General features: G+C 72.1%; 27 protein-coding genes. 19 read left to right on the top strand and 8 right to left on the bottom strand.

The annotated features are described in order from the left end of the window. The first annotated feature begins 163 nt into the window (after positions 1 to 163). Positions 164 to 1,582, top strand: coding sequence for a right-handed parallel beta-helix repeat-containing protein (locus H3H34_RS12575; RefSeq protein ID WP_194745636.1), 1,419 nt, complete (start codon positions 164 to 166; stop codon positions 1,580 to 1,582). 64 nt (positions 1,583 to 1,646) lie between these two features. Continuing rightward, positions 1,647 to 2,660, top strand: coding sequence for an NAD(P)H-dependent flavin oxidoreductase (locus H3H34_RS12580; protein ID WP_194745637.1), 1,014 nt, complete (start codon positions 1,647 to 1,649; stop codon positions 2,658 to 2,660). On the opposite strand, the gene H3H34_RS12585 is transcribed toward H3H34_RS12580, so the two are convergent. Together H3H34_RS12585 and H3H34_RS12590 are read right to left on the bottom strand one after the other, a co-directional pair. Further along, positions 2,657 to 3,838 carry an acyl-CoA dehydrogenase family protein gene (locus H3H34_RS12585; RefSeq protein WP_194745638.1) on the bottom strand — a complete coding sequence of 394 codons (1,182 nt, stop codon included), beginning with the start codon at positions 3,836 to 3,838 and terminating at the stop codon, positions 2,657 to 2,659. The genes H3H34_RS12580 and H3H34_RS12585 overlap by 4 nt on opposite strands. After that, positions 3,838 to 4,575: an SDR family NAD(P)-dependent oxidoreductase gene (locus tag H3H34_RS12590; RefSeq protein WP_194745639.1), complete on the bottom strand. Its 738-nt coding sequence runs from the start codon at positions 4,573 to 4,575 to the stop codon at positions 3,838 to 3,840. Before H3H34_RS12590 ends, H3H34_RS12585 begins: the two co-directional genes overlap by 1 nt. Positions 4,576 to 4,703: 128 nt before the next feature. Between H3H34_RS12590 and H3H34_RS12595 the strand changes: the two genes are divergently transcribed. Together H3H34_RS12595 and H3H34_RS12600 are read left to right on the top strand one after the other, a co-directional pair. After that, positions 4,704 to 5,957 carry an acetyl-CoA C-acetyltransferase gene (locus tag H3H34_RS12595; protein ID WP_194745640.1) on the top strand — a complete coding sequence of 418 codons (1,254 nt, stop codon included), beginning with the start codon at positions 4,704 to 4,706 and terminating at the stop codon, positions 5,955 to 5,957. 70 nt (positions 5,958 to 6,027) lie between these two features. Beyond that, positions 6,028 to 7,200 carry a hypothetical protein gene (locus H3H34_RS12600; RefSeq protein WP_194745641.1) on the top strand — a complete coding sequence of 391 codons (1,173 nt, stop codon included), beginning with the start codon at positions 6,028 to 6,030 and terminating at the stop codon, positions 7,198 to 7,200. Between the two features lie 10 nt (positions 7,201 to 7,210). Here H3H34_RS12600 and H3H34_RS12605 read toward each other — a convergent pair whose 3' ends face one another. Genes H3H34_RS12605 through metZ form a run of 3 tightly spaced genes read right to left on the bottom strand, consistent with a single transcriptional unit; the run spans position 7,211 to position 9,663 of the window. Beyond that, positions 7,211 to 8,011: a LysR substrate-binding domain-containing protein gene (locus H3H34_RS12605; RefSeq protein WP_194745642.1), complete on the bottom strand. Its 801-nt coding sequence runs from the start codon at positions 8,009 to 8,011 to the stop codon at positions 7,211 to 7,213. Between the two features lie 21 nt (positions 8,012 to 8,032). Beyond that, a complete protein-coding gene (gene apaG, locus H3H34_RS12610) occupies positions 8,033 to 8,461 on the bottom strand; it encodes a Co2+/Mg2+ efflux protein ApaG (RefSeq protein ID WP_194745643.1) in 429 nt (142 codons plus the stop codon). Further along, on the bottom strand, positions 8,458 to 9,663 hold the full coding sequence (metZ, locus tag H3H34_RS12615; RefSeq protein WP_194745644.1) for an O-succinylhomoserine sulfhydrylase: 1,206 nt from the start codon (positions 9,661 to 9,663) through the stop codon (positions 8,458 to 8,460). Before metZ ends, apaG begins: the two co-directional genes overlap by 4 nt. A gap of 117 nt (positions 9,664 to 9,780) precedes the next feature. Here metZ and H3H34_RS12620 point away from each other — a divergent pair, with 117 nt between their 5' ends. Continuing rightward, positions 9,781 to 10,392 carry a glutathione peroxidase gene (locus H3H34_RS12620; protein ID WP_235983273.1) on the top strand — a complete coding sequence of 204 codons (612 nt, stop codon included), beginning with the start codon at positions 9,781 to 9,783 and terminating at the stop codon, positions 10,390 to 10,392. Continuing rightward, entirely contained in the window at positions 10,389 to 10,841 is a 453-nt protein-coding gene (locus tag H3H34_RS12625; RefSeq protein ID WP_194751922.1) for an MliC family protein, read from the top strand. The genes H3H34_RS12620 and H3H34_RS12625 overlap by 4 nt, the downstream gene beginning before the upstream one ends. A 43-nt stretch (positions 10,842 to 10,884) precedes the next feature. Here the strand turns inward: H3H34_RS12625 and glpD are convergent, their stop codons facing one another. Beyond that, positions 10,885 to 12,330 (bottom strand): glycerol-3-phosphate dehydrogenase, encoded by a 1,446-nt coding sequence (gene glpD, locus H3H34_RS12630; protein ID WP_194745646.1) that lies wholly within the window; start codon positions 12,328 to 12,330, stop codon positions 10,885 to 10,887. A gap of 176 nt (positions 12,331 to 12,506) precedes the next feature. On the opposite strand from glpD, the gene H3H34_RS12635 reads away from it, so the two are divergent. From H3H34_RS12635 to H3H34_RS13390, 8 genes are all read left to right on the top strand, one after another. Next, the gene (locus H3H34_RS12635; protein ID WP_194745647.1) at positions 12,507 to 13,493 is read left to right on the top strand and encodes a thiamine pyrophosphate-dependent dehydrogenase E1 component subunit alpha; all 987 of its coding nucleotides are present in this window, start codon (positions 12,507 to 12,509) and stop codon (positions 13,491 to 13,493) included. Beyond that, the gene (locus H3H34_RS12640; protein WP_194745648.1) at positions 13,490 to 14,497 is read left to right on the top strand and encodes an alpha-ketoacid dehydrogenase subunit beta; all 1,008 of its coding nucleotides are present in this window, start codon (positions 13,490 to 13,492) and stop codon (positions 14,495 to 14,497) included. The genes H3H34_RS12635 and H3H34_RS12640 overlap by 4 nt, the downstream gene beginning before the upstream one ends. Further along, complete coding sequence (locus tag H3H34_RS12645; RefSeq protein WP_194745649.1) at positions 14,494 to 14,730, top strand: biotin/lipoyl-containing protein; 237 nt, start codon at positions 14,494 to 14,496, stop codon at positions 14,728 to 14,730. The genes H3H34_RS12640 and H3H34_RS12645 overlap by 4 nt, the downstream gene beginning before the upstream one ends. A gap of 3 nt (positions 14,731 to 14,733) precedes the next feature. Further along, the gene (locus H3H34_RS12650; RefSeq protein ID WP_207790944.1) at positions 14,734 to 15,372 is read left to right on the top strand and encodes a 2-oxo acid dehydrogenase subunit E2; all 639 of its coding nucleotides are present in this window, start codon (positions 14,734 to 14,736) and stop codon (positions 15,370 to 15,372) included. A 70-nt stretch (positions 15,373 to 15,442) separates the two neighbouring features. Then, complete coding sequence (locus H3H34_RS12655; protein ID WP_194745650.1) at positions 15,443 to 16,189, top strand: superoxide dismutase; 747 nt, start codon at positions 15,443 to 15,445, stop codon at positions 16,187 to 16,189. Then, on the top strand, positions 16,186 to 17,166 hold the full coding sequence (locus H3H34_RS12660; protein ID WP_194745651.1) for a right-handed parallel beta-helix repeat-containing protein: 981 nt from the start codon (positions 16,186 to 16,188) through the stop codon (positions 17,164 to 17,166). The genes H3H34_RS12655 and H3H34_RS12660 overlap by 4 nt, the downstream gene beginning before the upstream one ends. 26 nt (positions 17,167 to 17,192) lie before the next feature. Next, positions 17,193 to 17,843: a superoxide dismutase gene (locus H3H34_RS12665; protein WP_328832077.1), complete on the top strand. Its 651-nt coding sequence runs from the start codon at positions 17,193 to 17,195 to the stop codon at positions 17,841 to 17,843. A 90-nt stretch (positions 17,844 to 17,933) separates the two neighbouring features. Further along, complete coding sequence (locus H3H34_RS13390) at positions 17,934 to 18,500, top strand: PEPxxWA-CTERM sorting domain-containing protein (RefSeq protein ID WP_207790945.1); 567 nt, start codon at positions 17,934 to 17,936, stop codon at positions 18,498 to 18,500. Between the two features lie 6 nt (positions 18,501 to 18,506). On the opposite strand, the gene H3H34_RS12675 is transcribed toward H3H34_RS13390, so the two are convergent. After that, positions 18,507 to 18,929: a TlpA family protein disulfide reductase gene (locus tag H3H34_RS12675; RefSeq protein WP_194745652.1), complete on the bottom strand. Its 423-nt coding sequence runs from the start codon at positions 18,927 to 18,929 to the stop codon at positions 18,507 to 18,509. Between the two features lie 157 nt (positions 18,930 to 19,086). On the opposite strand from H3H34_RS12675, the gene argH reads away from it, so the two are divergent. From argH to H3H34_RS12700, 5 genes are all read left to right on the top strand, one after another. Next, positions 19,087 to 20,487: an argininosuccinate lyase gene (gene argH / locus H3H34_RS12680; protein ID WP_194745653.1), complete on the top strand. Its 1,401-nt coding sequence runs from the start codon at positions 19,087 to 19,089 to the stop codon at positions 20,485 to 20,487. A gap of 68 nt (positions 20,488 to 20,555) precedes the next feature. Further along, positions 20,556 to 20,732, top strand: a complete 177-nt coding sequence (locus H3H34_RS12685; RefSeq protein ID WP_207790946.1) for a hypothetical protein — start codon at positions 20,556 to 20,558, stop codon at positions 20,730 to 20,732. Between the two features lies 1 nt (position 20,733). Beyond that, entirely contained in the window at positions 20,734 to 22,008 is a 1,275-nt protein-coding gene (lysA, locus tag H3H34_RS12690; RefSeq protein ID WP_194745655.1) for a diaminopimelate decarboxylase, read from the top strand. Then, positions 22,005 to 22,874 carry a UTP--glucose-1-phosphate uridylyltransferase gene (locus H3H34_RS12695; RefSeq protein ID WP_194745656.1) on the top strand — a complete coding sequence of 290 codons (870 nt, stop codon included), beginning with the start codon at positions 22,005 to 22,007 and terminating at the stop codon, positions 22,872 to 22,874. Before lysA ends, H3H34_RS12695 begins: the two co-directional genes overlap by 4 nt. 8 nt (positions 22,875 to 22,882) lie before the next feature. Beyond that, positions 22,883 to 23,650, top strand: a complete 768-nt coding sequence (locus H3H34_RS12700; protein WP_194745657.1) for a precorrin-2 dehydrogenase/sirohydrochlorin ferrochelatase family protein — start codon at positions 22,883 to 22,885, stop codon at positions 23,648 to 23,650. Positions 23,651 to 23,713: 63 nt separating this feature from the next. Here H3H34_RS12700 and H3H34_RS12705 read toward each other — a convergent pair. Further along, positions 23,714 to 23,940 (bottom strand): hypothetical protein (locus H3H34_RS12705; RefSeq protein WP_194745658.1); only part of this gene is annotated, 227 nt, incomplete at its 5' end.

The raw sequence follows: 23,940 nt of genomic DNA on the forward strand, positions 1-23,940 counted from the left end.
TGAGACGCAGAGAGCCTGGAAGCCCCTGATTATCCTGGTCAGGTCATTCCAGATACGGTCTTATATGCCATTTTGGCAGCCGTGTCGCGCGCCCGCTCGCGGCCGGCGCCAGTTCCACGTCCGGAAAGCCCTTCCGGATCGGAGCCTGCCACGGGAGAACGAGATGCCCCACCGCTTTGTCTCTTTGCCGTGCGCCGGCGAGCCCTGCGCCCTGCCCGCAGGCGCCGCCCGTCCCGGGATGCCGGCCGGCCATGCCGTCCGCCTCTCGCGCCGCGCCTTCGTCGGCTCGGGGCTCGCGCTGGCTGCAGCCCCGGGGACTGCGGCCGGCAACGCATCCGGGCCGATCACCGTCTCGACTGCGGCCGAGCTGGTGTCAGCGGCTCGGGCGGCGGCGCCGGGTGCGACCATCCTCGTGAACCCCGGCAACTACGGGCCGGTCAATTTCTCGGGGATCGCCAAGTCGGGCAGCGGAATCCTGATCCGGCCGGCCGGAACGACCCGGCCGAGCTTCACCGCCCTCGGCCTCCGCGACTCCGCCGGAATCGCGATCGTCAACATGAATGTCGTCGGCACGAGCCACCCGCTCGTGAATGTCTACAATGCAAGCGACATCCGGCTCGGCGGGCTCCGGATCGGCGGCACCCCGAACCTCGATCCCTGGGATGACGCGAACACCGGCCTCTGGGTGCGGTTCAGCAGCCGCGTCACGGTCAGCAACTGCCGGTTCCAGGATCTGCGCGTTGCCGCCTATCTCCAGCGGTCGCAGGGCGTGATCGTCGCCGATTGCACCTTCCAGTACGTGCGCGAGGGGCTGAACGCCTGCGCCATCGACCGGCTGCTCCTGCGGCGCAACCGCTTCCAGCTGATCCTGCCGAATTATGCGCTGGGCGAGCATCCGGATGCGGTCCAGTTCTGGATGAGCGGCGAAACCCAGGGCCTGCGCGACGTTGTCATTGCCGAGAATTTCCTGCCGCTCGGCGACCAGCGCCCGGTACAGGGCCTGTTCCTGACTGCAGGCTACATTCCACCGGAAGCGCGCGGCACCATGTTCCACGAGCATGTCGAAGTCCGCGACAACATCTACTATGGCTCCTCTGGCCACGGCATCACCCTGAGCTGGGCGCGCAATGCCCTCGTCTGGAAGAATAGCATCGTTGCCTCGCCCCACGCCGACACCAATGCCGTCGTCAACGATCCCGCGGGGAGGACGGGAAGCGGATTCCAGCCCCAGCTGCGGCTGTGGGAGACGAACGGAGTCCGGGTGGAGCGGAACATCTCGACCTTCTTCAACCTGCCGGCGACCGGCGTGACCCAGGCGCGCAACCTGAAGATCTGGGACTCGCAGACCCGCACCGGCGAGCCGGTTGCGGCCGTGTTCGGTGCGCGACCGACCGCCTCGCTGCCGAACCTCTCCGAGTTTCGGGTGCGCCCCGGCTCGGTCGCGGCGGGCCTCGGCGCGGGGGCGACGCCGCCCTCGCGCGCCGGGGCGACCAGCCTCAGCAACGAGGCGGCAGCCGCCGACGTCGAGGCCTATCACGCCACCCAGGACCGGTTCAGCCAGTGGTTCAGCCCGGGCTTCTGACGCCCGGTTGACGAGGGCCCTCGCGGCAGCGCAGGGCAGGCGCGGCCAGAAAGGGGAGGAGCCCATGCCGTTCAGGACCCGGATCACCGAGCTCTTGGGCATCGCCCATCCGATCGTCCAGGGGGGGATGCAGTCGGTGGGGGTGGCGGAGCTCGCCGCGGCCGTCTCCAACGCCGGCGGGCTCGGCATCCTGACCGCCCTCACCCAGCCGACGCCGGCCGCGCTCAGGGACGAGATCCAGCGCTGCCGGGGGATGACCGACCGGCCCTTCGGCGTGAACATCACCGTCTTTCCGACAATGATGAGCCCCGACTACGTGGCCTATGCCGAGGCCGCGCTCGCCGAAGGCGTGCGGATCTTCGAGACGGCGGGGACCCAGGCGGTCGCCGAGGTGTGGGAGGTGCTGCGCCGCCACGACACGCTCATCCTCCACAAGTGCACGGCGGTCAGGCACGCGCTCTCGGCCGAGCGCAAGGGCGTGGACATCATCTCGATCGACGGGTTCGAGTGCGCCGGCCACCCGGGCGAGGACGACATCCCGGGCCTCATCCTCATCCCGGCAGCGGCCGACCGGGTGAAGATCCCGCTTCTGGCCTCCGGCGGGTTCGGCGATGGCCGCGGGCTGGTGGCAGCGCTCGCGCTCGGCGCCGAGGGGATCAACATGGGCACCCGCTTCTGCGCCACCGTCGAGGCCCCCATCCACGAGAACGTCAAGCGCAAGTACATCGAGAACGACGAGCGCGGCACGCACCTCATCTTCCGCAACTTCAAGAACACCGCACGGGTGGGGAAGTCGGAGGTTTCCGACGAGGTCGCGCGGCGGCTGGCCCAGCCGGGCGCGAAGTTCGAGGATGTCGCCGAGCTGGTCTCGGGCCGGGCGGGGGCCGAGCTTCTGAAGACCGGGGATCTCTCGAAGGGCGTGTTCTGGGCCGGGATGGTTCAGGGCCTCATCCACGACATCCCGACCTGCCGCGAGCTTATCGACCGCATCGTCGCCGAGGCCGAGGCCATCCTCGACCAGCGGATCGCCGGCATGCGCGTGGCCCGGCCGGCGCCCGCCGCGGTCTCGGCGGCCTAGGCCTCGGCGGCGAGCGCCTTCAGCATGGCGCGGGCAATCACCAGCTGGAGGATCTGGGTGGTGCCCTCGTAGATGCGGTAGAGGCGGGCGTCGCGGAAGAAGCGCTCGGCCGGATATTCGGCGAGATAGCCGGCGCCGCCGTGGATCTGGACGCAGCGGTCGGCAACCCGCCCGCACATCTCGGAGGCGAACATCTTGGCGGCCGCCGCCTCGATGGTGACGCGCCTGCCGGTGTCGGCGAGGCGGCAGGCATCCGCCAGCATGCACTCGGCAGCGTAGATCTCTGCCTCGCTGTCGGCCAGCATGGCCTGGATGAGCTGGAAGCTCGCGATCGGCTCGCCGAAGGCCTGGCGCTCGGTCGCGTAGCGGGTGGCAGTCTCGAGGATCCGCCGGGCATAGCCGGTGGCAGCGGCCGCGACCGAAAGCCGGCCATTGTCGAGGCTCTGCATCGCAGCGCGGAAGCCCTTCCCTTCCTCGCCGCCGAGGAGCGCGTCATGGGGCAGGCGCACCTCGTCAAGGACAATGTCGGCGATCTGGCTTCCGGCCTGGCCCATCTTGCGGTCCGGCCGGCCGACCGAGACTCCGGGCCTGTCCATGGGCACGAGGAAGGCCGAGACATGGGCGTTGCCCGGCAGCCGCTCGGGGTGAGTGCGGGCCATGACGAGGGCGAGTTCCGCCATCGGCGCGTTGGTGATGTAGCGCTTCGTGCCGGTGAGAATCCAGTCGCTGCCGTCGCGCACCGCGCGGGTCATGAGCCCCGCCGAGTCCGAGCCCGAGCCCGGTTCGGAAAGCGCGAAGCTCGCAATCATGCCCCGGGCGATGCGGGGGAGCCACTCCGCCTTCTGCGCCTCGGTGCCGGCGGCCTTGAGCGCCGAGCAGACCATGCCGACCGAGATCGAGAGGGCCGAGCGGTAGGCGGGCGCGGCATGGGCAAGCAGACGGATGGTCTCGACATATTGCGAGACGTTCATGCCGATGCCGCCATGGGCTTCCGGCACGGTGATGGCGAAGAGCCCCATCGCCCGCATCTCGTCGAGGATGGCGTCTGGCACCCGGTCCGCGGCGATGACCTCGGGTTCGGCCGGGATGAGCCGCTCGCGCACGTAGCGCCGGAGCTGGTCGGCGAACGCCGTGAAGCTCTCCGCGTCCATGCCGCCTTCGTGGTGGACGAGCGGCATCAGTGGCCGCCGTCGACGCGGAGCACCGCGCCGGTGAGGAAGCTGGAAGCGGGCGCGAGGAGGGCAAGGGCTGCGGTTGCGATCTCCTCCGGCCGGCCGGGGCGGCGGAGCGCGTTGGGGGCGGTCTGGCGCGCCTCCTCGGGCCAGGCGTCGGCGATGTCGGTGAGGAAGGGGCCGGCGGCGATCGCGTTCACCCGCACCTCGGGGGCGAACTCGTGGGCAAGGGCGGCGGTCATCGCCTCGAGCGCGGCCTTGGCCATGCTGTAGGGCACGACCTCGGGCATGGGCACGCGCGCGGCGATCGACGAGATGTTGAGGATGGCGCCACCGCCTTGGGCCTTCATGCGCGCGCCAAGCTGCGCGGCGAGGCGGAACGGCCCCTTGGCGTTCAGGCCCAGCACCTTGTCGAACAGGGCCTCGGAGACGTCGGGCGAGGGAAGCCGAGGGCCCGAGCCGGCGTTGTTGACGAGGATGTCGAGCCCGCCGAGCGCAGCCCAGGCGGCCGCCGCGAGCGAGTCGCACTGGTCCCAGTGGCTCACGTTGGCGGCAATCGGCACGGCCCGGCGGCCGAGGGCCGCGATCTCGGCTGCGACCGCCTCGCAGGCGGGGAGCTTGCGGCTGGCCACCACCACGTCGGCGCCGCGGGCAGCAAGGGCAAGCGCCATCTCGCGGCCAAGGCCGCGGCTGCCGCCGGTGACGAGCGCGCGGCAGCCGGTGAAGTCGAAGAGGGGGTCCATCGCGGCGGGTTGCGCCCGCGCGGGCCGGGGGTCAAGGGCACGGAGCGGCGGCGGGGCTCGCCAATCCGGCAGGTGGCAAGCCGGCGGGTGCCGCGCAAGGGGCGGGGCAACAGGCACGGGAGACGGACATGGCGGAAGCGCTCATCATCGACGCGGTCAGGACCCCGCGCGGGATCGGCAAGGCGGGCAAGGGGGCGCTGGCCCACCTCCACCCGCAGCACCTGGCCGCCACGGTCCTGAAGGCGATCGCCGAGCGCAACGGGCTCGACACTGCGACCGTCGACGATGTCATCTGGTCGACGAGCACCCAGAAGGGCAAGCAGGGCGGCGACCTCGGCCGCATGGCCGCGCTCGACGCCGGCTATGACATCCGCTCGTCAGGCATGACGCTCGACCGCTTCTGCGGCGGCGGCATCACCTCGGTGAACCTCGCTGCCGGCATGGTCATGTCGGGCCTCGAAGACTGCATCGTCGCCGGCGGGACCGAGATGATGTCGCTGACTGCCACCATGGCGCAGGAGGAGCGCGCCGCCGGCTTCCCGCCGATGCTCATGGGCTCGGGCAACGCGCACTTGCAGGAGCTGCACCCGCAGTCGCACCAGGGCGTGTGCGGCGACGCGATCGCGACGATGGAGGGCATTTCCCGCGAGGCGCTCGATGCGCTGGGGCTCGAGAGCCAGAAGCGGGCCGCAGCGGCCCTTGCCGAGGGGCGGTTCGCGAAATCGCTGGTGCCGGTCCTGAACCTCGACGGCTCGGTCGCGCTCGACCGCGAGGAATATCCCCGGCCCGACACCACGATGGAAAAGCTCGCCGAGCTGGAGCCGGCGTTCGCCAAGCTCGCCAACCTGCCGCTCGACGCCGAGGGGACGACCTTTGCGAGCCTCATCCGCCGCAAATACCCGAACCTCGACATCCGGCATGTGCATCACGCCGGCAATTCCTCGGGCGTGGTGGATGGTGCGGCCGCGGTTTTGGTGACGAGCCGGGCCTATGCCGAAAAGCATGGTCTCAAGCCCCGCGCCCGGGTGGTGGCGATGGCCAACATGGGCGACTGCCCGACCCTCATGCTGAACGCGCCGGTGCCGGCAGCCAAGAAGGTGCTGGCGAAGGCGGGCCTCACCCTCGACGACATCGACCTCTTCGAGGTGAACGAGGCCTTCGCGGTTGTCGCCGAGAAGTTCATCCGCGATCTCCGCCTCGACCGCGAGAAGGTCAACGTGAACGGCGGGGCGATCGCGCTTGGCCACCCCATCGGCGCGACCGGCGCAATCCTCATCGGTACGATCCTCGACGAGCTGGAGCGCCGCGACCTGAAGCGCGGGCTCGTCACGATGTGCGCCGCCGGCGGCATGGCACCCGCCATCATCATCGAGCGGGTGTAGCACGCCCGCCTGCCGGCCGGGTTGCATGTCCCGCCCCCGGGCTGCAGGCGGGTCTGGAGGAGGGCAGGATATGCGAATCCGGATGGGTGTGCTGGCGGTGCTGGCCGCTGCCGGCCCGGGGATTGCCCAGCCGCTACCGGAGGCCGTCAGGGGCCGGATGCAGGAGATGGCGAAGGCCTGCGTGGCCGCGGGTGGCAGGGTTGGCCAGCCGGCCGGGCCGGGGCAGTTCGTCTTCCCGCTCGATCTTACTGGCGATGGCGCGACGGACTTCCTCGTGTCGGAAGGGAATTTCCCCTGCACCGGCCGGCCGGGGCTGTTCCGGCCCGGGGGCCTGGCGCGGGTCGAGCTGTTCCTCGCCGACGGGCGCCTCGCGTTCGCCGACCGCCTGCTCGCCTGGCGGATCGTCGAGGGCAATCCGCCCCGGGTGCAGATCGCCCGGCAGGGCCCGGCCTGCGGCGGGCCGGCGCGCTGCGGCGACGAGCTCCGCTGGAACGCGGCCGCAGGCCGGTTCGAGGAGCATGCGACCGACGGGCGGAAGCTGGCGGCGCGGCCGGCGGCGGGCGCGGCGGCGGCAGCAGCGCCGGTGCCCGTGCCCGCTGCGCCCCCGCCGATCGCGGCGTCGGCCGGTCGGCCGGTCGCGGTGCCGCCGGTGCCGGCCGATGCCGAGGCGCGCTTCCGGGCGAAATGCCGGAAGGAGACGCTGGCCGCCAATGGCCCGCAGGCGGCGAAGTGGTTGGACGGTGCCTGCGCCGACGACTGGGCGCGGGTGGCTGCCGCCCAGCCGATCGCCGAGGCGCTGCTCATTGCCCATGGGGCCGGGGCCGGCCCCGCCGACGGGCTCAGGCGCGCGCTTCCCATGGTGCGCTGGGCGCCGCGCCCCGAAGAGGGCGAGCTGGCGAGCGGCCGGCTCGGCGGCTTCGGCGCCGGGCTTGCCGGCACGGCCGGGCGGGCCGACCGCTTCACCGCGAGCTTCCGCGGCACGGGAGTCGAGATCCCGGTCAACCTGCCGGCCGCGCTCGAGGCGCGCGGGGCCACGCTGACCCGCACCCTTTGCGTCAAGACCGGGGTGGGCGAGGGCGAGCGGGCCTGGCAGGTGGCGCTCCCCGGCCGGGCGCCGTTCGAGCTGTTCATCGCCGAACGGACGGCGCCGACGGCGGGCGCCTGGACCTATTGGCTGGCCGAGGCCCGGCTTGACGCACGGCCGGCCCGCAAGGGTCCGGCGCAATGCGAGCCCTTCTGGTGAGCCGCGCCGGTCAGGCGGCGAGCAGGGCCTCGACGAGGGCGCGGACCTTCGGGCTCTTCCACTGCGGGGCCGGCGCGCACAGCCAGTAGGCCTCGGCAATCGGCTCGGGGTCGCCGCGGGTCTCGAGCTCGCCGGCAGCCAGCGTTGCCGCGGCCAGCGTCTGCGGCACGCGGGCGACGCCGAGGCCGGCGAGCGCCCATTCGAGCGCAGCGCCGGCGTCGCTCACCATGATGGCGCCAGGCGGGGCCTGGGCCTGCTCGATGGCGCGCCACAGCACCGGCCGGTCGGGCGCGCCTGGCCGGGCGACCGGCACCACCGCCTCGTCGGCGAGCTTGCGGCCGAACACCCCTTCCGCGTCGGGCGGCGGGCCGAAGGAGAGGGCGAGATCGACGTTCGCCTGGGTGAAGTCCACGGGCGCGTCGAGCGGCAGGATGCGGACCGAGGCGGACGGGTTGGCGGCAAGCCAGGTCTCGAGCCGCGGGGCGAGCCAGTGGCGGAGCGCTCCGCGGGCGACCGCAATGGCAAGCCGCGTTGCCGCCTGGCCCGAGAGCAGCGTCTCGACCGACTCCTCGAGCCCGAGGAAGCCGGCCCGGAGCGCCGGCAGCGCGGCCTCGGCCTCGGGGGTCAGCTCGAGGCCCTTGGGCGACCGGCGGAAGAGGATGACGCCGAGCGTCTCCTCGAGCGCGCGGATCTGCTGGCCCACGGCAGCCGGGGTGACGGCGAGCTCGTCGGCAGCCTTGGCAAACGAGAGGGTGCGCGCGGCCGCATCGAAGACCCGCAGCGCATTGAGCGGCAGGAGCGACCGGCGCATGACGCCCGCGGCCCTCGCCTCCTAGTTGGCCGTCCGCCGGCTGTCCGGCGAGACGAGCGCGAAGAGCGGGATCTTCGCGCGGAAGCGGGTGCCGTCGGCGCGCTCCATGCCGTAGCTTCCCTCCATGGTGCCCGACGGCGTGCCGAGCGGGCAGGCAGAAACATAGTCGTGCGCGCCGCCGGGTGGGATGAGCGGCTGCTCGCCCACCACGCCCGGCCCCTCCACGTCCTCGCGCCGGCCGGCGGCGTCGCGGATGATCCAGTGGCGATCCAGCAGGCGGACCAGCTGGTCGCCGTGGTTCTCGATGCGGACATGGTAGCGCCACATCCAGGCGCCGGCCTCGGGCTGGCTGTGGTCGGCGGCATAATGGGGCTGGACGCGGACCGTGATCTCTGCAGTCGTCGCGAAGAAGGGGAAGAGCTGGTCCAGGATGCTGCCCGAGCCGCTCATCGGCCGATCTTCCTCAGCGCCTGGTCAAGATCTTCCATGAGGTCCTCCACGTCCTCGAGCCCGACGGAGAGGCGCAGCGTGCCGTCGGTGATGCCCATCTCGGCGCGGACCTCGGCCGAGACGCTGTGGTGGGTGGTGGTGGCCGGGTGGGTCATGAGCGTCTTGGCGTCGCCGAGGTTGTTCGAGATGTCGATGAGCCGGAGCGCGTCAAGGAGGGCATGCGCGGCCCGCGTGCCGCCGTCGAGGTGGAGGGTGATGATGGTGCCGCCGTTCGCCATCTGCCGCATGGCGAGCGCGTGCTGCGGGTGGCTGGGAAGGCCCGGGTAGAGCGTCTGCACCCGCGGTTCGAGGAAGCGGGCCAGGGCGAGCGCGTTCTCCGCGGCGCGCGCCACCCGGAGCGGCAGGGTCTCGAGCGCCTTCAGCACCACCCAGGCGTTGAAGGGCGAGAGGTTGGGCCCGGTGTGGCGGACGAAGGGGAGGAGCGTGTCGGTCATGAAGGCCTGGCTGGCGCAGATGGCGCCGGCGAGCACCCGGCCGCCCCCATCCATGAGCTTGGTGGCGGAATGGGCGACGATGTCGGCGCCGAGTTCGAGCGGGCGCTGGACGATGGGCGTGGCGAAGGCGTTGTCGACGATGACGAGGGCGCCCCGCGCATGGGCGATGGCGGCGACGGCGGCGATGTCGACGATGTCGAGCGTGGGGTTTGCGGGCGTCTCGAGGAAGACCGCGCGGGTGTTGGGGCGGAAGGCGGCTTCGACGGCGTCGGGCGAGCGGGCGTCGACCGTGGTGGTCAAGATGCCGAGGCGGGGCAGGATGGTGTCGACCAGCACCCGGCACGAGCCGAACAGCGCACGGCCCGCGACGAGGTGATCGCCGGCCGAGAGCGTCGCCATGAGGGCGGCGGTCATGGCGGCCATGCCGGTCGCGGTGGCGCGGGCGGCTTCGGCCCCCTCGAGGAGGGCGAGGCGGTGCTCGAGCATCTCGACGGTCGGGTTCTGGAGCCGGCTGTAGGTCATGCCGGTGACGTCGCCGCGGAAGCGGGCGGCGGCCTCGGCGGCGCTCTCGTAGGAAAAGCCCGAGGTGAGGAAGAGCGCCTCGCTGGTCTCGCCATGGGGCGTGCGCGCGGTGCCGCCGCGCACCGCGCGGGTCGCGGTGCGCCAGCGGGCGGTCTCTTCGCGGTCCTGGCCGGCGCCGGGCTTCATGGCCCGCGGCTTAGGCGCGCCGGCTTCCGGCAGCAAGGGCGCGGGCTGGGCACGGTTTACCCCGCGGAAGCTTTCGGCTAGGGCCACGCCGGAGCGGGGTGCAGGACGGAGAAGGCGATGCGAGTCTGGGCCTATGTGCTTGGGGGGACGGCTCTTCTGGCTGGCGTGGCGATGGCGCTGACGGCCACGGGCCGGCACGTGGAAGCGGAGGCAATCGCCCAGCCGGCGGCGTCGCCGGCGCAGGCGCCCCGCAGCGCCTTCGACTTCACCATGACCCGGATCGACGGCAAGCCGCTTCCCTTCTCCCAGTTCCGGGGGCAGGTGCTGCTCGTGGTCAACACCGCCAGCATGTGCGGTTTCACGCCCCAGTATGACGGGCTCCAGAAGCTGCACGAGCGCTACAAGACGCGCGGCTTCACCGTGATTGGCGTGCCCAGCGGCGACTTCATGGGCCAGGAATATGACGACAACCGCAAGATCGCCGAGTTCTGCGAGACCCGGTTCGGAATTACCTTCCCCATGACCGAGAAGGCGCGGGTGAAGGGGCGCGACGCCGCGCCCTTCTACCAGTGGGCGCGGGCGAGCCTTGCCGCCAACAACGAGCCGCAGTGGAACTTCCACAAGTTCCTCGTCGGCCGCGACGGGCGGCTCATCGCCGGGTTCGGCTCCCGGGTGGAGCCGGGCAGCCCCGAGCTCGTCGCCGCGATCGAGAAGGCGCTCGGCGCGTGACCCGGGTCGCGCTGCCCATGGCGGGCCTGCTTGCGGCGCTGCTCGCGGGCTGCGGCCCGAGGGAAGTCACGCCCGAGCAGGCCGCGGCCGAGCTCGCGCGTGGAGAGGAGGCCCGGCGCATCCCGCTCGACCAGCTTCCCGTGGACAAAAGCGTCACCGTCTCGCAGTCGGTCGCCTACGAGTGCGAGGGTGGACTGCCGGTGACGGCCATCTACGGCACCGGCCCGGGCGGCAAGCCCGATGTCGCGCTCGTCATCCAGGGCTATGACATCCGCCTCGAGCAGACGCCCGCCGCCTCGGGCGCGCGCTATGCCTCAGACATCGGCCTCGAGGCCGGCAAGGGCCTCGTCTGGTGGGTGAAGGGTGACGAGGCGACGCTCGCGGACTTCCCGGAAGGCACCGACAGCTTCGAGACCGCGGTCGTCAAGCGGACCTGCCGCAAGCGCTGAGCGGCCGGCGGCAGGCGTCGCGGGCCAGCGCAGCCGGAGCGCGTCAGGCAGCGGGCGCCCGGCCGGGCGCCGGGTGCCGTTCGCCGGCAAGCGCCAGCTTGGTGCGGCGCCACAGCATGTCCTCCTCGGTCCGCGCGAACTCGTGCGCGGCAAGGTGAGCCGCCTCGGCCTCGAACAGGCCGGAGGGGAGCCGCCTCCCGAGCCCTCGCGCGAGCAGCGCCTCGGCCTCGGTGCCGTAGAGGGAGGCGAGCCGGGCGACGAGCTGCGGGTCATGGTCAGGAAAGCGGCGCTCGAGGTCGCGCATCCAGAGGAGGAAGTTGGCGCGGGCCGTGCGCCCGCCGCGATCGGGGATGGCGCCGCCCGGAAGCACCGCGTCCGCCGTCCACGGGCGGGTGGAGGGAAAGAGGCGGGAGACCAGCTCCTCGGCCAGCCGGCGGAAGGTGGTGATCTTGCCGCCGACGACGGTGGTGGCCGGCACGGCCGCGTGGGCGTGGAAGCGCCAGTCCCGCGTCGTCTCGCGCAGGCCCTTCCCTTCCTCGAGCACCAGCGGGCGGATGCCGGCGAAACGGTGGCGCACGTCGGCCGGCGCCAGCGGGCGGGCGAGGACGGCATTGGCCGCCGCCAGCAGATAGGCCTCCTCCTCTGCCGTTGGGGCGGGCGAGTCCGGCTCCTCGACTGCGGTTTCCGTCGTTCCGATCAGGGACCAGTCGCGCGCGTAGGGCAGCACGAAGACGACCCGGCCGTCGGGCTGCTGCAGGAGGAAGGCCTCGCCGGTGCGGTTGACCCGGCGGGTGACGAGGTGGGCGCCCTGGACGAGCCGCAGGCGCGGCGCATCGGCGAGGCCGAGCAGGTCGCGCGCGACGGTCCCGGCCCAGGGGCCGGTCGCGTTGACGAGATGGCGGGCGGCGACCCGATGGCCGGAGGCGGTCTCGACCTGCCAGACGCCGTCGGCGAAGCGGGCGCATGTCGCCCCGTCGCGCACCCGGATCTCCGCGCCCCGCTCCCGCGCGTCGCGGGCCAGCAGAACGACGAGCCGGGCATCGTCCACCCAGCCGTCGAAGAAGCGGAACGCGAGCCGAAACCCGGGCCGGAACGCCCCGCCCGCCGCGTGGGCGCCGAGGTCGATCCGGCTCGCTGCTGGCACCTCGCGCCGGCGGGCGAGCCGGTCGTAGAGGAGAAGCCCGCAGGCGAGGAGCCACGCCGGCCGGCCCCAGGGGACAACCGGCAGCAGGAAGGGGAGCGGCCAGGCGATGTGCGGCGCCGCGCGGAGCAGACGCTCGCGCTCGACGAGCGCCTTGCGGACGAGGCCGACCTCGCCGAACTCGAGGTAGCGCAGGCCGCCGTGGACAAGCTTGGTCGAGGCGGACGACGTGGCGCCGCCCAGGTCTCCGGCCTCAAGAAGCGTGACGGCAAGGCCGCGGCCGGCAGCGTCGCGCGCGACCGCCGCGCCATTCACGCCGCCGCCGATCACCACCAGATCTTGAACCACCCTCGCCCCCTAGCCCGGCCCGCTGCCCGGCGGAACCGCCTGCGGCGGTCTCGGGGAGCACGGCCCCGCAGCCGCGAAGGCGCCGGCCGCGCGCCTGCCATCTGCCCAAAGCGACAGGCCGACCGGCTGCCGGCCTTCGGCTAGGGCGGGTGCGGGCAATCCGGGAGGAAAGGCGCATGGAACTCACCCCCGAACTGCGGAAGGGGTTCTTCCGCACCATGACCCTGTCGCGCGCCTTCGACGACGCGATGATCGCGCTCTACTGGGAGGGGAAGCTTCCCATCTTCCAGTTCGGCGCCGGGCCGCTGCCGGGCGAGCTGCACTGCTCGAACGGGGCCGAGCCGGTGGGCGCGGGGGTGTGTGCCGCCCTCGGCCCCGACGACATGATCACCGCCGACCACCGGCCGCACCACGTCGCCGTCGCCCGCGGCGTGGACCTCGACCGGATGGCCGCCGAACTCCTCGGCAAGAAGGCGGGCCTCTCCCAGGGGAAGGGCGGCCACATGCACATCTACGATCCGGCGGTGAACTTCGCCTCCTCCGGCATCATCGCCGAGGGCATGGGCCCGGCGGCCGGCATGGCGCTCGCCCGGCGCCTGCAGAAGCGGCCCGGCGTGGCCGTCGCCTTCATCGGCGAGGGGGCAGCGAACCAGGGGGCGTTCCACGAAGTCCTGAACATGGTGGGCCTCTGGAAGCTGCCTGTCATTACCGTGGTGCAGGACAACGAGTGGGGCGTCTCGACCGCCAAGTCGGAGTCGACCGCGATCGAGCGCAACGCCGACCGCGCCGTGGCCTACGGAATCGCGGGCGAGTGGGTCGGCACCAACGACCCCGACGACATCTACCTCGCCGCCGCGCGGGCAGTCGCGCGGGCGCGGGCGGGCGAGGGCGGCACCATCCTCGAGGTCAAGACGGCGCGGCTGGCCGGCCACTTCATGGGCGACCAGCAGGCCTACATCCCCGAGCAGATGAAGCAGGTGGACCCCATTCCGGTCTACCGGGAGAAGCTGCTCCGCGAGGGGGTGCTGACGCCCGAGGAGGCGGATGCCATCGAGGCCGAGGCGAAGGCGCGCATGGCCAAGGCCATGGCCTTCGCCAAGGAAGCCCCCTACCCCGACCCCTCCGAAGCCTTCCACCACGTGTTCGCAGGAGAAGCCGCATGAGCCGCATCCTGACCATGAGCCGCGCCGGGCGCGAGGCGCTCGACTGGGAAATGGAGCGCCGGCCCGAGATCTTCTGCATGGGCGAGGATGTCTACAAGTTCGGCGGCATCTTCGGGACGATGGACGGCTTCGGCGCCAAATATGGCCCCGAGCGGGTCATCTCGACTCCCATCTCCGAGACCGGCTTCATCGGCATGGCCGCCGGTGCAGCCATGGCCGGCATGCACCCGGTGATCGACCTGGCCTACATCGACTTCATCGGCGTGTGCTACAACGTGCTCCTCAACACCGCCTCCAAGACCCACTACATGTCGGGAGGTGCGGTCAAGGTGCCGATGACGCTCCTCATCGGCACCGGCGGCGGCTACAACAATGCCGCCCAGCACTCGCAGTGCCTGCACGCGACCGTCGCCCACATCCCCGGCGCCAAGGTGGTCTATCCCTCCAACGCCTATGACGCGAAGGGCATGCTGCACACCGCGCTTCGCGACGAGAACTTCGTCATTTTCCTGACCCACAAGGGAACGGCGGGCGTGGGCTGGATGGGAACGCCCATCAAGACGACGCTCTCGGAAGTGCCGGAGGAGCCCTACACCGTTCCCTTCGGCAAGGTGAAGGTCTACCGCGAAGGCACCGACGTGACCATCACGGGACTCGGCATGAGCGTGCACGAGAGCCTGAAGGCCGCCGACGAGCTCGAGAAGGAGGGGATTTCGGCCGAAGTCGTCGACCTGCGCTCGCTCGTCCCGCTCGACCGCGACGGCATCATGGCAAGCGTCGCCAAGACCGGGCGCCTCATCGTCACCGACGAGGACTATCTCTCCTACGGCGTCTCGGGCGAGGTGATCGCAACCGTCACCGAGCGCGACCCGACGGTGTTCAAGAAGCCGCCTGTCAGGGTCACGACGCCCGACATTCCCATCCCCTTCTCCCGGCCGCTCGAGCAGGCGATCCTTCCGCTTGCTGGCCGCATTGCCGATGCCGCAAGGAAGCTGATGGCATGACGACCGAAGTCAGGATCCCCGAGGACATGTGGGACGAGGATGACAAGACGGGCTCGATCGTGCACTGGCTCTACAAGGACGGCAGCACGGTCAAGGAAGGCGACCTCATCGCCGAGGTCCTCGTCGAGAAGGTGACGCTCGAGCTCACTGCCCCGGCCTCGGGCACGCTCCGGATCAGGGTCGAGCCCGAGGTGGTGGTGAACAAGGGCGATGTCGTCGCGGTGATCGAGTAGGGCGTGGCCGAGGCGCTGCGCTTTACCGGCGTCCGCGGCGTCATCGCCCGGCGGATGGCCGAGTCGCTCGCGACGACCGCCCAGCTCAGCTTCTTTGCCGATGCCGACGCCGCGGCCATGACTGCCGCGCGCGCCGCCTGGAAGGCCGCCGGCACGAAGGTGGGCTACGAGGATCTCGTCATCCACGCGCTCGCGCGCATCCTCCCCCGCTTCCCGCTCTTCAACGCCCACGAGGTGGACGGTGCGGTCGTCCCCCAGGCGGACATCCACGTCGGCGTGGCGATCGCCCTTCCCGGCGCGCTCGTGGTGCCGTGCGTGTTCGACTGCGCGGGCAAGGACCTGCCGACGATCGCCGCCGAGCGCGCGAGCCTCGTCGAGCGGGCGCCCCGGAACAGGCTGACGGTCCGCGAGATGTCGGGCGCGACCATCTCCATCTCCAACCTGGGCCTGACGAGGGTACGGCACTTCACCCCGATCCTCAACCGGCCGCAGACGGCGATCGTCGGGCTCGGCACCATCGGCCGCGACGGCACCATGGGGCTTTCGCTGACGGTCGATCACCGGGCGATCGACGGCGCGCCGGCGGGCGCGTTCCTGACCGCGCTCTGCGACGCGCTCGAGGGGCCGCAGCCGCTGCCCTGAAGCGTGCGGGGTTGGCGCGGGCGGGGCGGACGCCTAGGGGAAGGGAGACGGACTTGCCCCGGAGTTCCCGATGCGCACCCTTCGCCCCGCCCTCCTTCCCGCCCTTCTCCTGGCCCTTGCCGCGCCGGCGCTGGCGCAGGCGCCTGAGCCCGCTGCCACCGGCACCGCCGCGGCGCCGGCTCCGGTCGGCCCGTTCGCGCTCGATCCGCTTCCTTACGGCTTCGACGCGCTCGCTCCCGTCATCGATGCCGAGACGATGCGGCTGCACTGGGGCGCCCACCACCGCGCCTATGTCGACAACCTCAACCGGGCGGTCGCCGCCGACCCGGCGCTCGCGAAGCTCTCGCTGGAGCAGATGCTGGCGCGCGTCTCGACGCTGCCGAAGCCAGTGCGCGACAACGGCGGCGGACACTGGAACCACCGCTTCTTCTGGACACTGATGACGGCGCCGGGGACCGGCGGCCAGCCGAGCCCCAGGCTGCTCGCCGCCATTGCCCGCGACTTCGGGAGCCTGCCGGCCTTCCGCCGCCAGTTCGAGCAGGCCGGCCTCAGGCAGTTCGGCTCGGGCTGGGCCTGGCTCATCGTCCGGCCTGACGGCCGCCTCGCCATCACGTCCACGCCCAACCAGGACAATCCGCTCATGGACGTGGTGCCCGAGGCCGAGCGCGGCACCCCCATCCTCGGCAACGACGTCTGGGAGCACGCCTACTACCTCTCCTACCGCAACCGGCGGGGCGAGTATCTCCAGAAATGGTGGGAGGTGGTAAACTGGAACCAGGTGAGCCTGCTGTTCGAAGCGGCGCAGTCCCGCCGGTGAGGGTTCTTCTCCCCGCTGCCGCGCTGCTGGCGGGATCCTGCGCACAGGCGCCGAGCGCGGCGGCCGACGGGACATTTCCGGCCAGCTGCGCGACCTTCGAGGCCGTGGCGCGCGATGCGCCGGCAGGTGCCACGGTGCGGCTCTCGGGCGACTGCGGGGCAATCCGCCTGCACGGGCGGCGGGCGCCGCTCACCGTGGACGCGAAGGGCGCCACCATCCGCGGCCTGTGGCTCATTCGGGTCTCCGACCTCACCTGGCGCGGCGGCACGGTCGAAGCGCCCGGCGGGCGCGATGGCGTGAAGCAGGAGGGCTATGGCGGCATCGTCGAGTGGGCCGAGCGGGTGACGATCGAGGGCGTGACTTTCACCAACGCCTACCGCGGTCTCGTCACCCGCCGCGAGAACCGCGACATCACCGTGCGCGACAATCTCTTCACCGGCCTCAGGTCCGACGGGCTCAACTTCACCGGCATCCGCGGCGGTCTCGTCGAGGGCAACCGCTTCCGCGACTTCGCCCCCATCCGCTCGACCTGCAGCTTCGCCGACGGCCGGGTCCAGGGCGGCGGCGTTGCGAAGGCGCGCTGCGAGGCCGAAGGTGGCAGCTGGAAGGACGGCGACCACCCCGACTGCATCCAGATGTGGGCGACCATCGAGGATGTCGTGGTCCGCCGCAACGTCATCGACACGCCGGCGCCGATCGATTGCCAGGGCATCACCAGCTTCGGCCGGCGAACCGATCGCTACGCCCGCATCCAGGTGATCGACAACGAGGTGACAACCGACGACTGGAACGCGATCGCGATCGGCAACTGCACCGACTGCCTGATCCGCGGCAACCGGGTACGTGCCGCGACGCGCGAGCGCGCCCACCACCCCTATATCCGGATCTTCGGCGAGGGGAGCGTCCTTGCCTGCGGCAATGACGTGAAGGGGCCGCACCCCAAGCAGCGGATCGGCACCGAACGCTGCCCGCGCTGAGACGCGACCACGGCAAGGAGACGCACGTGACGGAGGAAACCCTGCCAGGCCCCGACGGGACCTTCGCGCTGCCCCCGCTCGCCTGGGCCCTGGATGCGCTCGCCCCCGCGATCGACGCCGAGACCATGTCGCTGCACTGGGGCGCGCACCACCGGGCCTATGTGGACAAGCTCAATGCCGCGCTGGCCGCGCGGCCGAGCCTTCAGGGCAAGTCGCTCGAGGCGCTGCTGGCACGGGCCGGCACGCTCCACGCCGATGTCCGGACCAATGCCGGCCAGCACTGGAACCACGCCTTCTTCTGGGAGTCGATGGCGCCGCCGGGCAGGGGCGGCGCGCCGGACGGTGCGCTTCTGGCAGCGATCGAGCGCGACTTTGGCAGCCCCGGCGGCCTCGTCGAGGCCTTCGATGCCGCGGGCGCGGCCCATTTCGGCAGCGGCTGGGCCTGGCTGGTGCGAGCGGGCAACGGCCGGCTCGTGGTTGGCACCACGCCGGACGAGCAGTCCCCGCTGATGGAAGGCGCGGCGCTTTCGGGCACGCCGCTCCTCGTCAACGATCTCTGGGAGCACGCCTATTATCTCGGCTACCGCAACCGGCGGGCGGACTATCTTGCGGCCTGGTGGCAGGTCGTGAACTGGAAGGCCGTGGGAGCGCGCTTCGCGGCGGCGCAAGCCGCTTGAGCCGATTGCGGGCACGCGGGAAGCGTGATAAGAATACAACAGTTCGGGGGGGCAATGGGGCGTTCCTCCGGTTCGCGGAGGGGTAGCAGGATGTTTCGCAACATCGTTGCAGCGGGTCTCGTGGCGGCCGGGCTGGCGCTGGCGCCGGCACAGGCGGCAGTCGACTTCACGGCGAGCCTCGTCACGGTGGCGCCGGCAGGGCCGGGAAGCTGGACCTTCGCGGTCGGCGGCTGGGGCGGCGGCGGCACCGTCTCGGGCACCTTCGACGGCACCGATTTCGACCTCGATGGCCAGCTCAACAGCTTCGCCGGTGAAGTCACCGGCTTCACCATGTTCTACAGCGGCGGGACCATCGTGGCGCCCTTCGCGCTCGGTTTCGCCGACCTGTTCGGGCTCGTCTATGACCTGAACGGCGGCCCGCTGGGCGACGGCACCACGCTTGCCATCGAGGGCATTGGCGCCGCCGCTCCCGGCCTGCTGTTTGCCATCGGCCCGGGCCCGGTCGCGCTTTGCGGCACCGGCGCGACGTGCGGCATCATCGAGGGCCTGCCCGCGTCCGGGGGCGTCATTCCCGAGCCGGGCACCTGGGCGCTGCTGATCGCGGGCTTCGGGCTGGTGGGCGCGGCCGCCCGCCGACGCCGCCCGGCCGCCGCCTGAGCGCAGCTAGAGGCCGAGGAGGGCGCGCGCCTCGGCGCCCGCCCAGTCCCGGTCGCCGGCGTAGCGCCAGATCTCCTTCCCGTCGGGCCCGTAGAGGATGGAGAGCGGCAGGCCGGTCGCCTTCACCGCAGCGCCGAACTGCATGCCCGATTCGAGCCGGGTGCGGAGGTTCGGATAGCGTTCGGCGGTGAAGGCCGGGCCGACCTTCCGCCAGCCCTCCATGTCCTGGCTCACCGGCACCACGACAAGCCGGCCCTTCGTCTCGGCGGCGAGCTGGTCGAGGGTGGGGAGTTCCTTGAGGCAGGGCGCGCACCAGGTGGCCCAGAGGTTGACGAGCACCGGCTGGCCCGGGTTGGCGGCGAGAATGTCGGCGATGGTCTCGGTCCTGCCATCGGGCCCGGTCTCGAGCGGCAGCGCCGGCGCCGGCATTCCGGCGAAGTCTCGAATGAGGCGCCCGGCCGCGGCCGGGGCGGCGCTTCCTTGCCCAGCGCCTGCCTGCCCGCTAGGCGCTGGGGCGGGCGGCTCAGCAGGGCCGCATGAGGCCAGAAGCGAGGCCAGAAGCAGTGCAAGGACGGGCACGAGACGCATGACGGGCTCCGAGACCAACCGCGCCTGGGGCGGCCGCTTCGCCGGCGGCCCCGCCGCCGTGATGGCGCGGATAAATGCCTCCATCCCGTTCGACAAGCGGCTGTGGCGGCACGACATCGCCGGCTCGATCGCCCATGCCCGGATGCTCGGCGAGACGGGCATCCTCGCAGCCGCCGACGCGGAGGCGCTGGTGGACGGCCTCGAGCGGCTTGCGGCGCAGTGGGAGGCGGACGGCGTGCCCGAGGACCTTGCGCTCGAGGACATCCACATGACGGTCGAGGCGAAGCTCGCCGAGATCGTCGGGCCGGTAGCCGGGCGGCTCCATACCGCGCGTTCGCGCAACGACCAGGTTGCCACCAGCTTCCGCCTGTGGGTGCGCGATGCGATCGACGCGCATGTCGCGGCACTGGTTGCCTTCTCGCGCATCCTGCTCGACCGGGCCGAAGCCGAGGCGGAGACGGTCATGCCCGGCTTCACCCACCTCCAGGTGGCGCAGCCTGTCACGCTCGGCCATCACCTCATGGCCTATGTCGAGATGCTCTGGCGCGACATCGACCGGTTTCTCGACGCCCGTGCGCGGATGAACCTCTGCCCTCTGGGCGCGGCGGCGCTGGCCGGCACCGGCTTTCCGATCGACCGGGAGCTGACCGCCAGGCTGCTCGGCTTCGACGCGCCGACCGCCAATGCGCTCGACAGCGTCTCGGACCGGGATTTCGCACTCGACTACCTCATGGCGGCGACGCAATGCGCGCTCCACCTGTCGCGGCTGGCCGAGGAGCTGGTGCTGTGGGCCAGCCAGCCTTTCCGCTTCGTCGAACTTCCCGACGCCTGGTCGACCGGCTCGTCGATCATGCCGCAGAAGCGGAACCCTGATGCCGCCGAGCTGGTGCGCGGGCACGCGGGCCGCATCCTCGGGCTGATGACCGGGCTGTGCGCCACGATGAAGGGCCTGCCGCTCGCCTATTCCAAGGACATGCAGGACGACAAGGAGCCGCTGTTCGAGGCCCATGACCTCCTCGAGCTTTCGATCGCGGCGATGGCCGGGATGATGGCCGATATCCGCTTCGTGCCCGAGCGGATGCGGGCCGTGGCGGCGAGCGGCTTCTCGACTGCGACCGACCTTGCCGACTGGCTCGTGCGGGCGAAGGGCGTGCCGTTCCGCGAGGCGCACCACCTGACCGGCCGGGCGGTGAAGGCGGCCGAGGCGGCGGGGGTGGAGCTTGCCGGGCTTTCCACCGAGATGCTGGCGGCGATCGACCCGCGGCTTGCCGATGCGCACGAGGCGCCGCTTTCGGTCGAGGCCTCGGTCGCCTCGCGGCTGAGCGAGGGCGGCACGGCCCCGGCCGCCGTGCGGGAGGCGATTGCCGCGGCCCGCGAGCGGCTGGAGGCCTTCGCATGAAGGGGAGTCTGGCCCTTGTCCTCGCCTTGCTTGTAGCCGGGTGCGGCCACAAGGGGGCGCTGACGCGGGTGCCGGCCGACGCCGACTGGAGCGTGGAGCAGCGGCGCGCCCAGCGCGCCCGCGACGCGGCCGACACCGAGGCGGGTCTGCGCCTGCCGCCCGAGGCGCGGCCGGTCCGGCAGGACGACGTGCTGACGGTGACCCGCGAGCGCCGCACCGACGGCTTCGACCTGCCGCCTCCTTGAGATGCACCATTTCGCGCTCGTCGATGGCGTGATGCACGCGGAAGGCGTTCCGCTCCCCGCGCTTGCCGAAGCCGTCGGCACCCCCTTCTACTGCTACTCCGCCGCGACGCTCGCACGTCACGCCCAGGTGTTCCGCGCCGCGCTCGCACATCTCTCCCCGCCACCGCTTCTGGCCTACGCCGTCAAGGCCAACCCGAACCTCGCCGTTATCCGCACGCTGGCCGGCGAGGGCTACGGCGCCGACGTGGTCTCGGAAGGGGAGATGCGCCGCGCGCTCGCCGCCGGCGTGCCGCCGGAGCGCATCATCTTCTCGGGCGTGGGCAAGACGGCAGGCGAGCTCGAGGCGGCGCTCTGCGCCGGCATCTACCAGATCAACGTCGAGAGCGAGGAGGAGCTCCACGCGCTGTCCGCCATCGCGGCGGGCCTTGGCCTCGCCGCCCCCGTCGCGCTCAGGGTCAACCCGGACGTGGACGCGGGCACGCACGCCAAGATCGCAACCGGCGGGTCGGAGGCCAAGTTCGGCATTCCGGCCGAGCGCATCCCGGCGCTCTACGCCGAGGCCGCGCGCCTTCCCGGCCTTGTGCCCCACGGTCTTGCCGTCCACATCGGCAGCCAGCTTGGCGACCTCGCGCCGATGGAGGCGGCCTTCTCCCGCCTGGGCGCGCTCATCGCCGAGATCCGCCGCGCCGGGCTTGCCGTGACCCGCGCCGACCTCGGTGGCGGGCTTGGCATTCCCTATGATCCGGCGCTTCCCGAGCCGCCGTCGCCCGAGGCCTATGGCGCGATGGTGGCGCGGGTGACGGCCGGCTGGGACGTGCGGCTCGCCTTCGAGCCCGGCCGCCTTCTCGTCGGCAACGCAGGCATCCTCGTCTCGCGCGTGATCCGGGTGAAGCGGGGCTTGCGGCGCATCTTCGTGGTGCTGGATGCCGCCATGAACGACCTCATCCGCCCCACCCTCTACGGCGTGTTCCACGACATCCGGGCGGTCGTGCCGCGGCCGGGCGCGCTTCGCGCCACCTTCGTCGGCCCGGTGTGCGAGACAGGCGACCAGTTCGCCGAGGACCGCGAGACGACTCCGCTCGAACCGGGCGACCTCGTCGCCCTCATGACCGCCGGCGCCTACGGGGCGACCATGGCATCCACCTACAATTCGCGTCCGCTGGTCCCGGAAGTGCTTGTCAGGGGACGCGAATGGGCGCTGGTGCGGGAGCGCCAGACGGTGGACGACATGCTGCGGCAGGAGCACCTGCCGCCCTGGCTCGAGGAGGGGGGATGACCAGACCCGAGATCGCCGTGCTGCCGGTGGGTGGCATGGGCACGCGCTTCCTGCCGGCCACCAAGTCGGTGGCGAAGGAGCTGCTGCCGGTCGTCGACCGGCCGCTCCTGCAGTATGCGGTGGACGAGGCGCGTGCTGCGGGCATCAGCCAGTTCGTGCTGGTGACCGCGCGCGGCAAGGCGAGCCTTGCCGACTATTTCGACGTGCCGGGCGAGCTGGTGCGGCTGCTCGAGGAGCGCGGCAAGGCGCGCGAGCTTGCCATCCTCGCCGAGACCCAATTGCCGCCCGGCGCGGTCATCTCGACCCGCCAGCAGCAGCCGCTGGGCCTCGGCCATGCGGTCTGGTGCGCGCGGCACATCGTCGGCCGCAGGCCCTTTGCCGTGCTGCTGCCCGACGAGTTCCTGCACGACCCCGCCGCCCCCTGTCTGAAGCAGATGGTGGAGGCCCATGCCCGGCTGGGCGGCAACCTCGTGGCCGTCATGGAAGTGCCGGAGGACCAGACCGACCGCTACGGGATCGTGGCGCCCGGCGCGACCCATGGCCTCGTCACGGAAGTCAAGGGGCTCGTCGAGAAGCCGGCTCCGGGCACGGCACCCTCGCGCCTCGCCGTCATCGGCCGCTACATTCTCCAGCCGGAGGTGATGGACATCCTCGGGGAAGGGCGCAGGGGCGCAGGCGGCGAGATCCAGCTGACCGATGCCATGGCCGAGCTCATCGGCCGCCAGCCCTTCCATGCGCTGACCTTCACCGGCCGGCGCTTCGACTGCGGCGACAAGGCGGGCCATGTCATCGCCAACGTGGCGATCGCGCTCGAGCGGCCCGACATCGCGCCCCAGCTTCGGGCCTGGCTCGCCGCCAACCTCTAGCGCACCCCATGGAGGCGCTGCCGCTCTTCCTCGACGTGCGCGGCCGGCCGGTGCTGGTGCTGGGCGACGGCCAGGCGGCAGACGCCAAGCGCCGGCTGGTCAGCGACGCGGGCGGCGTGCCCGTGGAGCGCCTCGGGCCGGAGGTCCGCCTCGCCTTCGTCGCGCTGACGGAAGGCGCGGAGGCCGCGGCGGCGGATCTCCGGGCGCGCGGGCTCCTCGTCAACGTGGTCGACCGGCCGGAGCTCTGTGACGTCACCGTGCCGGCGATCGTCGACCGCGCGCCGGTGACGGTGGCAGTCGGCACGGCGGGCGCGTCGGCCAGCCTCGCCAAGGCGCTGAGGGAGCGGCTGGAGCTCATGCTGCCTTCGGGGCTCGGGGCGCTTGCCACAGCCATTCGCGCCCTCCGCCCTCAAGTGGCGGCGCGGCATGCGACGGCGGCCGAGCGACGCGCCTTCTGGGCGCGGCTCCTCGCGCCGGGCGCACCGCTCGACCCGCTTTCGCCGGCGGCCGACCCGGAAGGCGCGATCCGGGCCGCGCTGGCGGGCGCCCAGCCTGCGCCGGCTGCCGAGGTGCGCGTCATTCGGGTGCCAGCTGCGGGCGCCGAGGCGCTCACGCTCGGCGATGTCCGCGCGCTCGCCGCCGCGGACCTTGTGGTGCACGACCCCGACTGCCCGGCCGAGGTGCTCGCGCTTGCCCGCCGCGACGCCGCGCGCGCAACCGGCACGGAAGCGCCGCCCGGCGCGATCGGCCGTGTGGTGGTGCTGACCGCGGGCTGACCGGCAGGCGTCGGAAAGGGCGGGCGGACCCCCCTTGGCTGCGGAAGATCGGGCAGGCCGGGTTCAGCCCGCGGGCAGCCGGTCGGGCAGCTGGCAGGCCTCCGCCCCGCCCGGCAGGTCGCGCCAGAGCACCCCCGCCCGTTCCGCAAACCAGGCGCGCGCCTTTTTCCAGTCCTCGGCCGTGAGCGGGCTGAACCCGTGCGCCAGGATCGAGTGGTTGCGCCGCGACTGCCATTCGGGCGTGCCGTTCGCCCAGAAGCCGGGCACCGGGCTTGCCGGCTCCAGCTCGG

This window comes from Thermaurantiacus tibetensis, assembly GCF_015354055.1.
In the GTDB taxonomy this organism is placed as follows: domain Bacteria; phylum Pseudomonadota; class Alphaproteobacteria; order Sphingomonadales; family Sphingomonadaceae; genus Thermaurantiacus; species Thermaurantiacus tibetensis.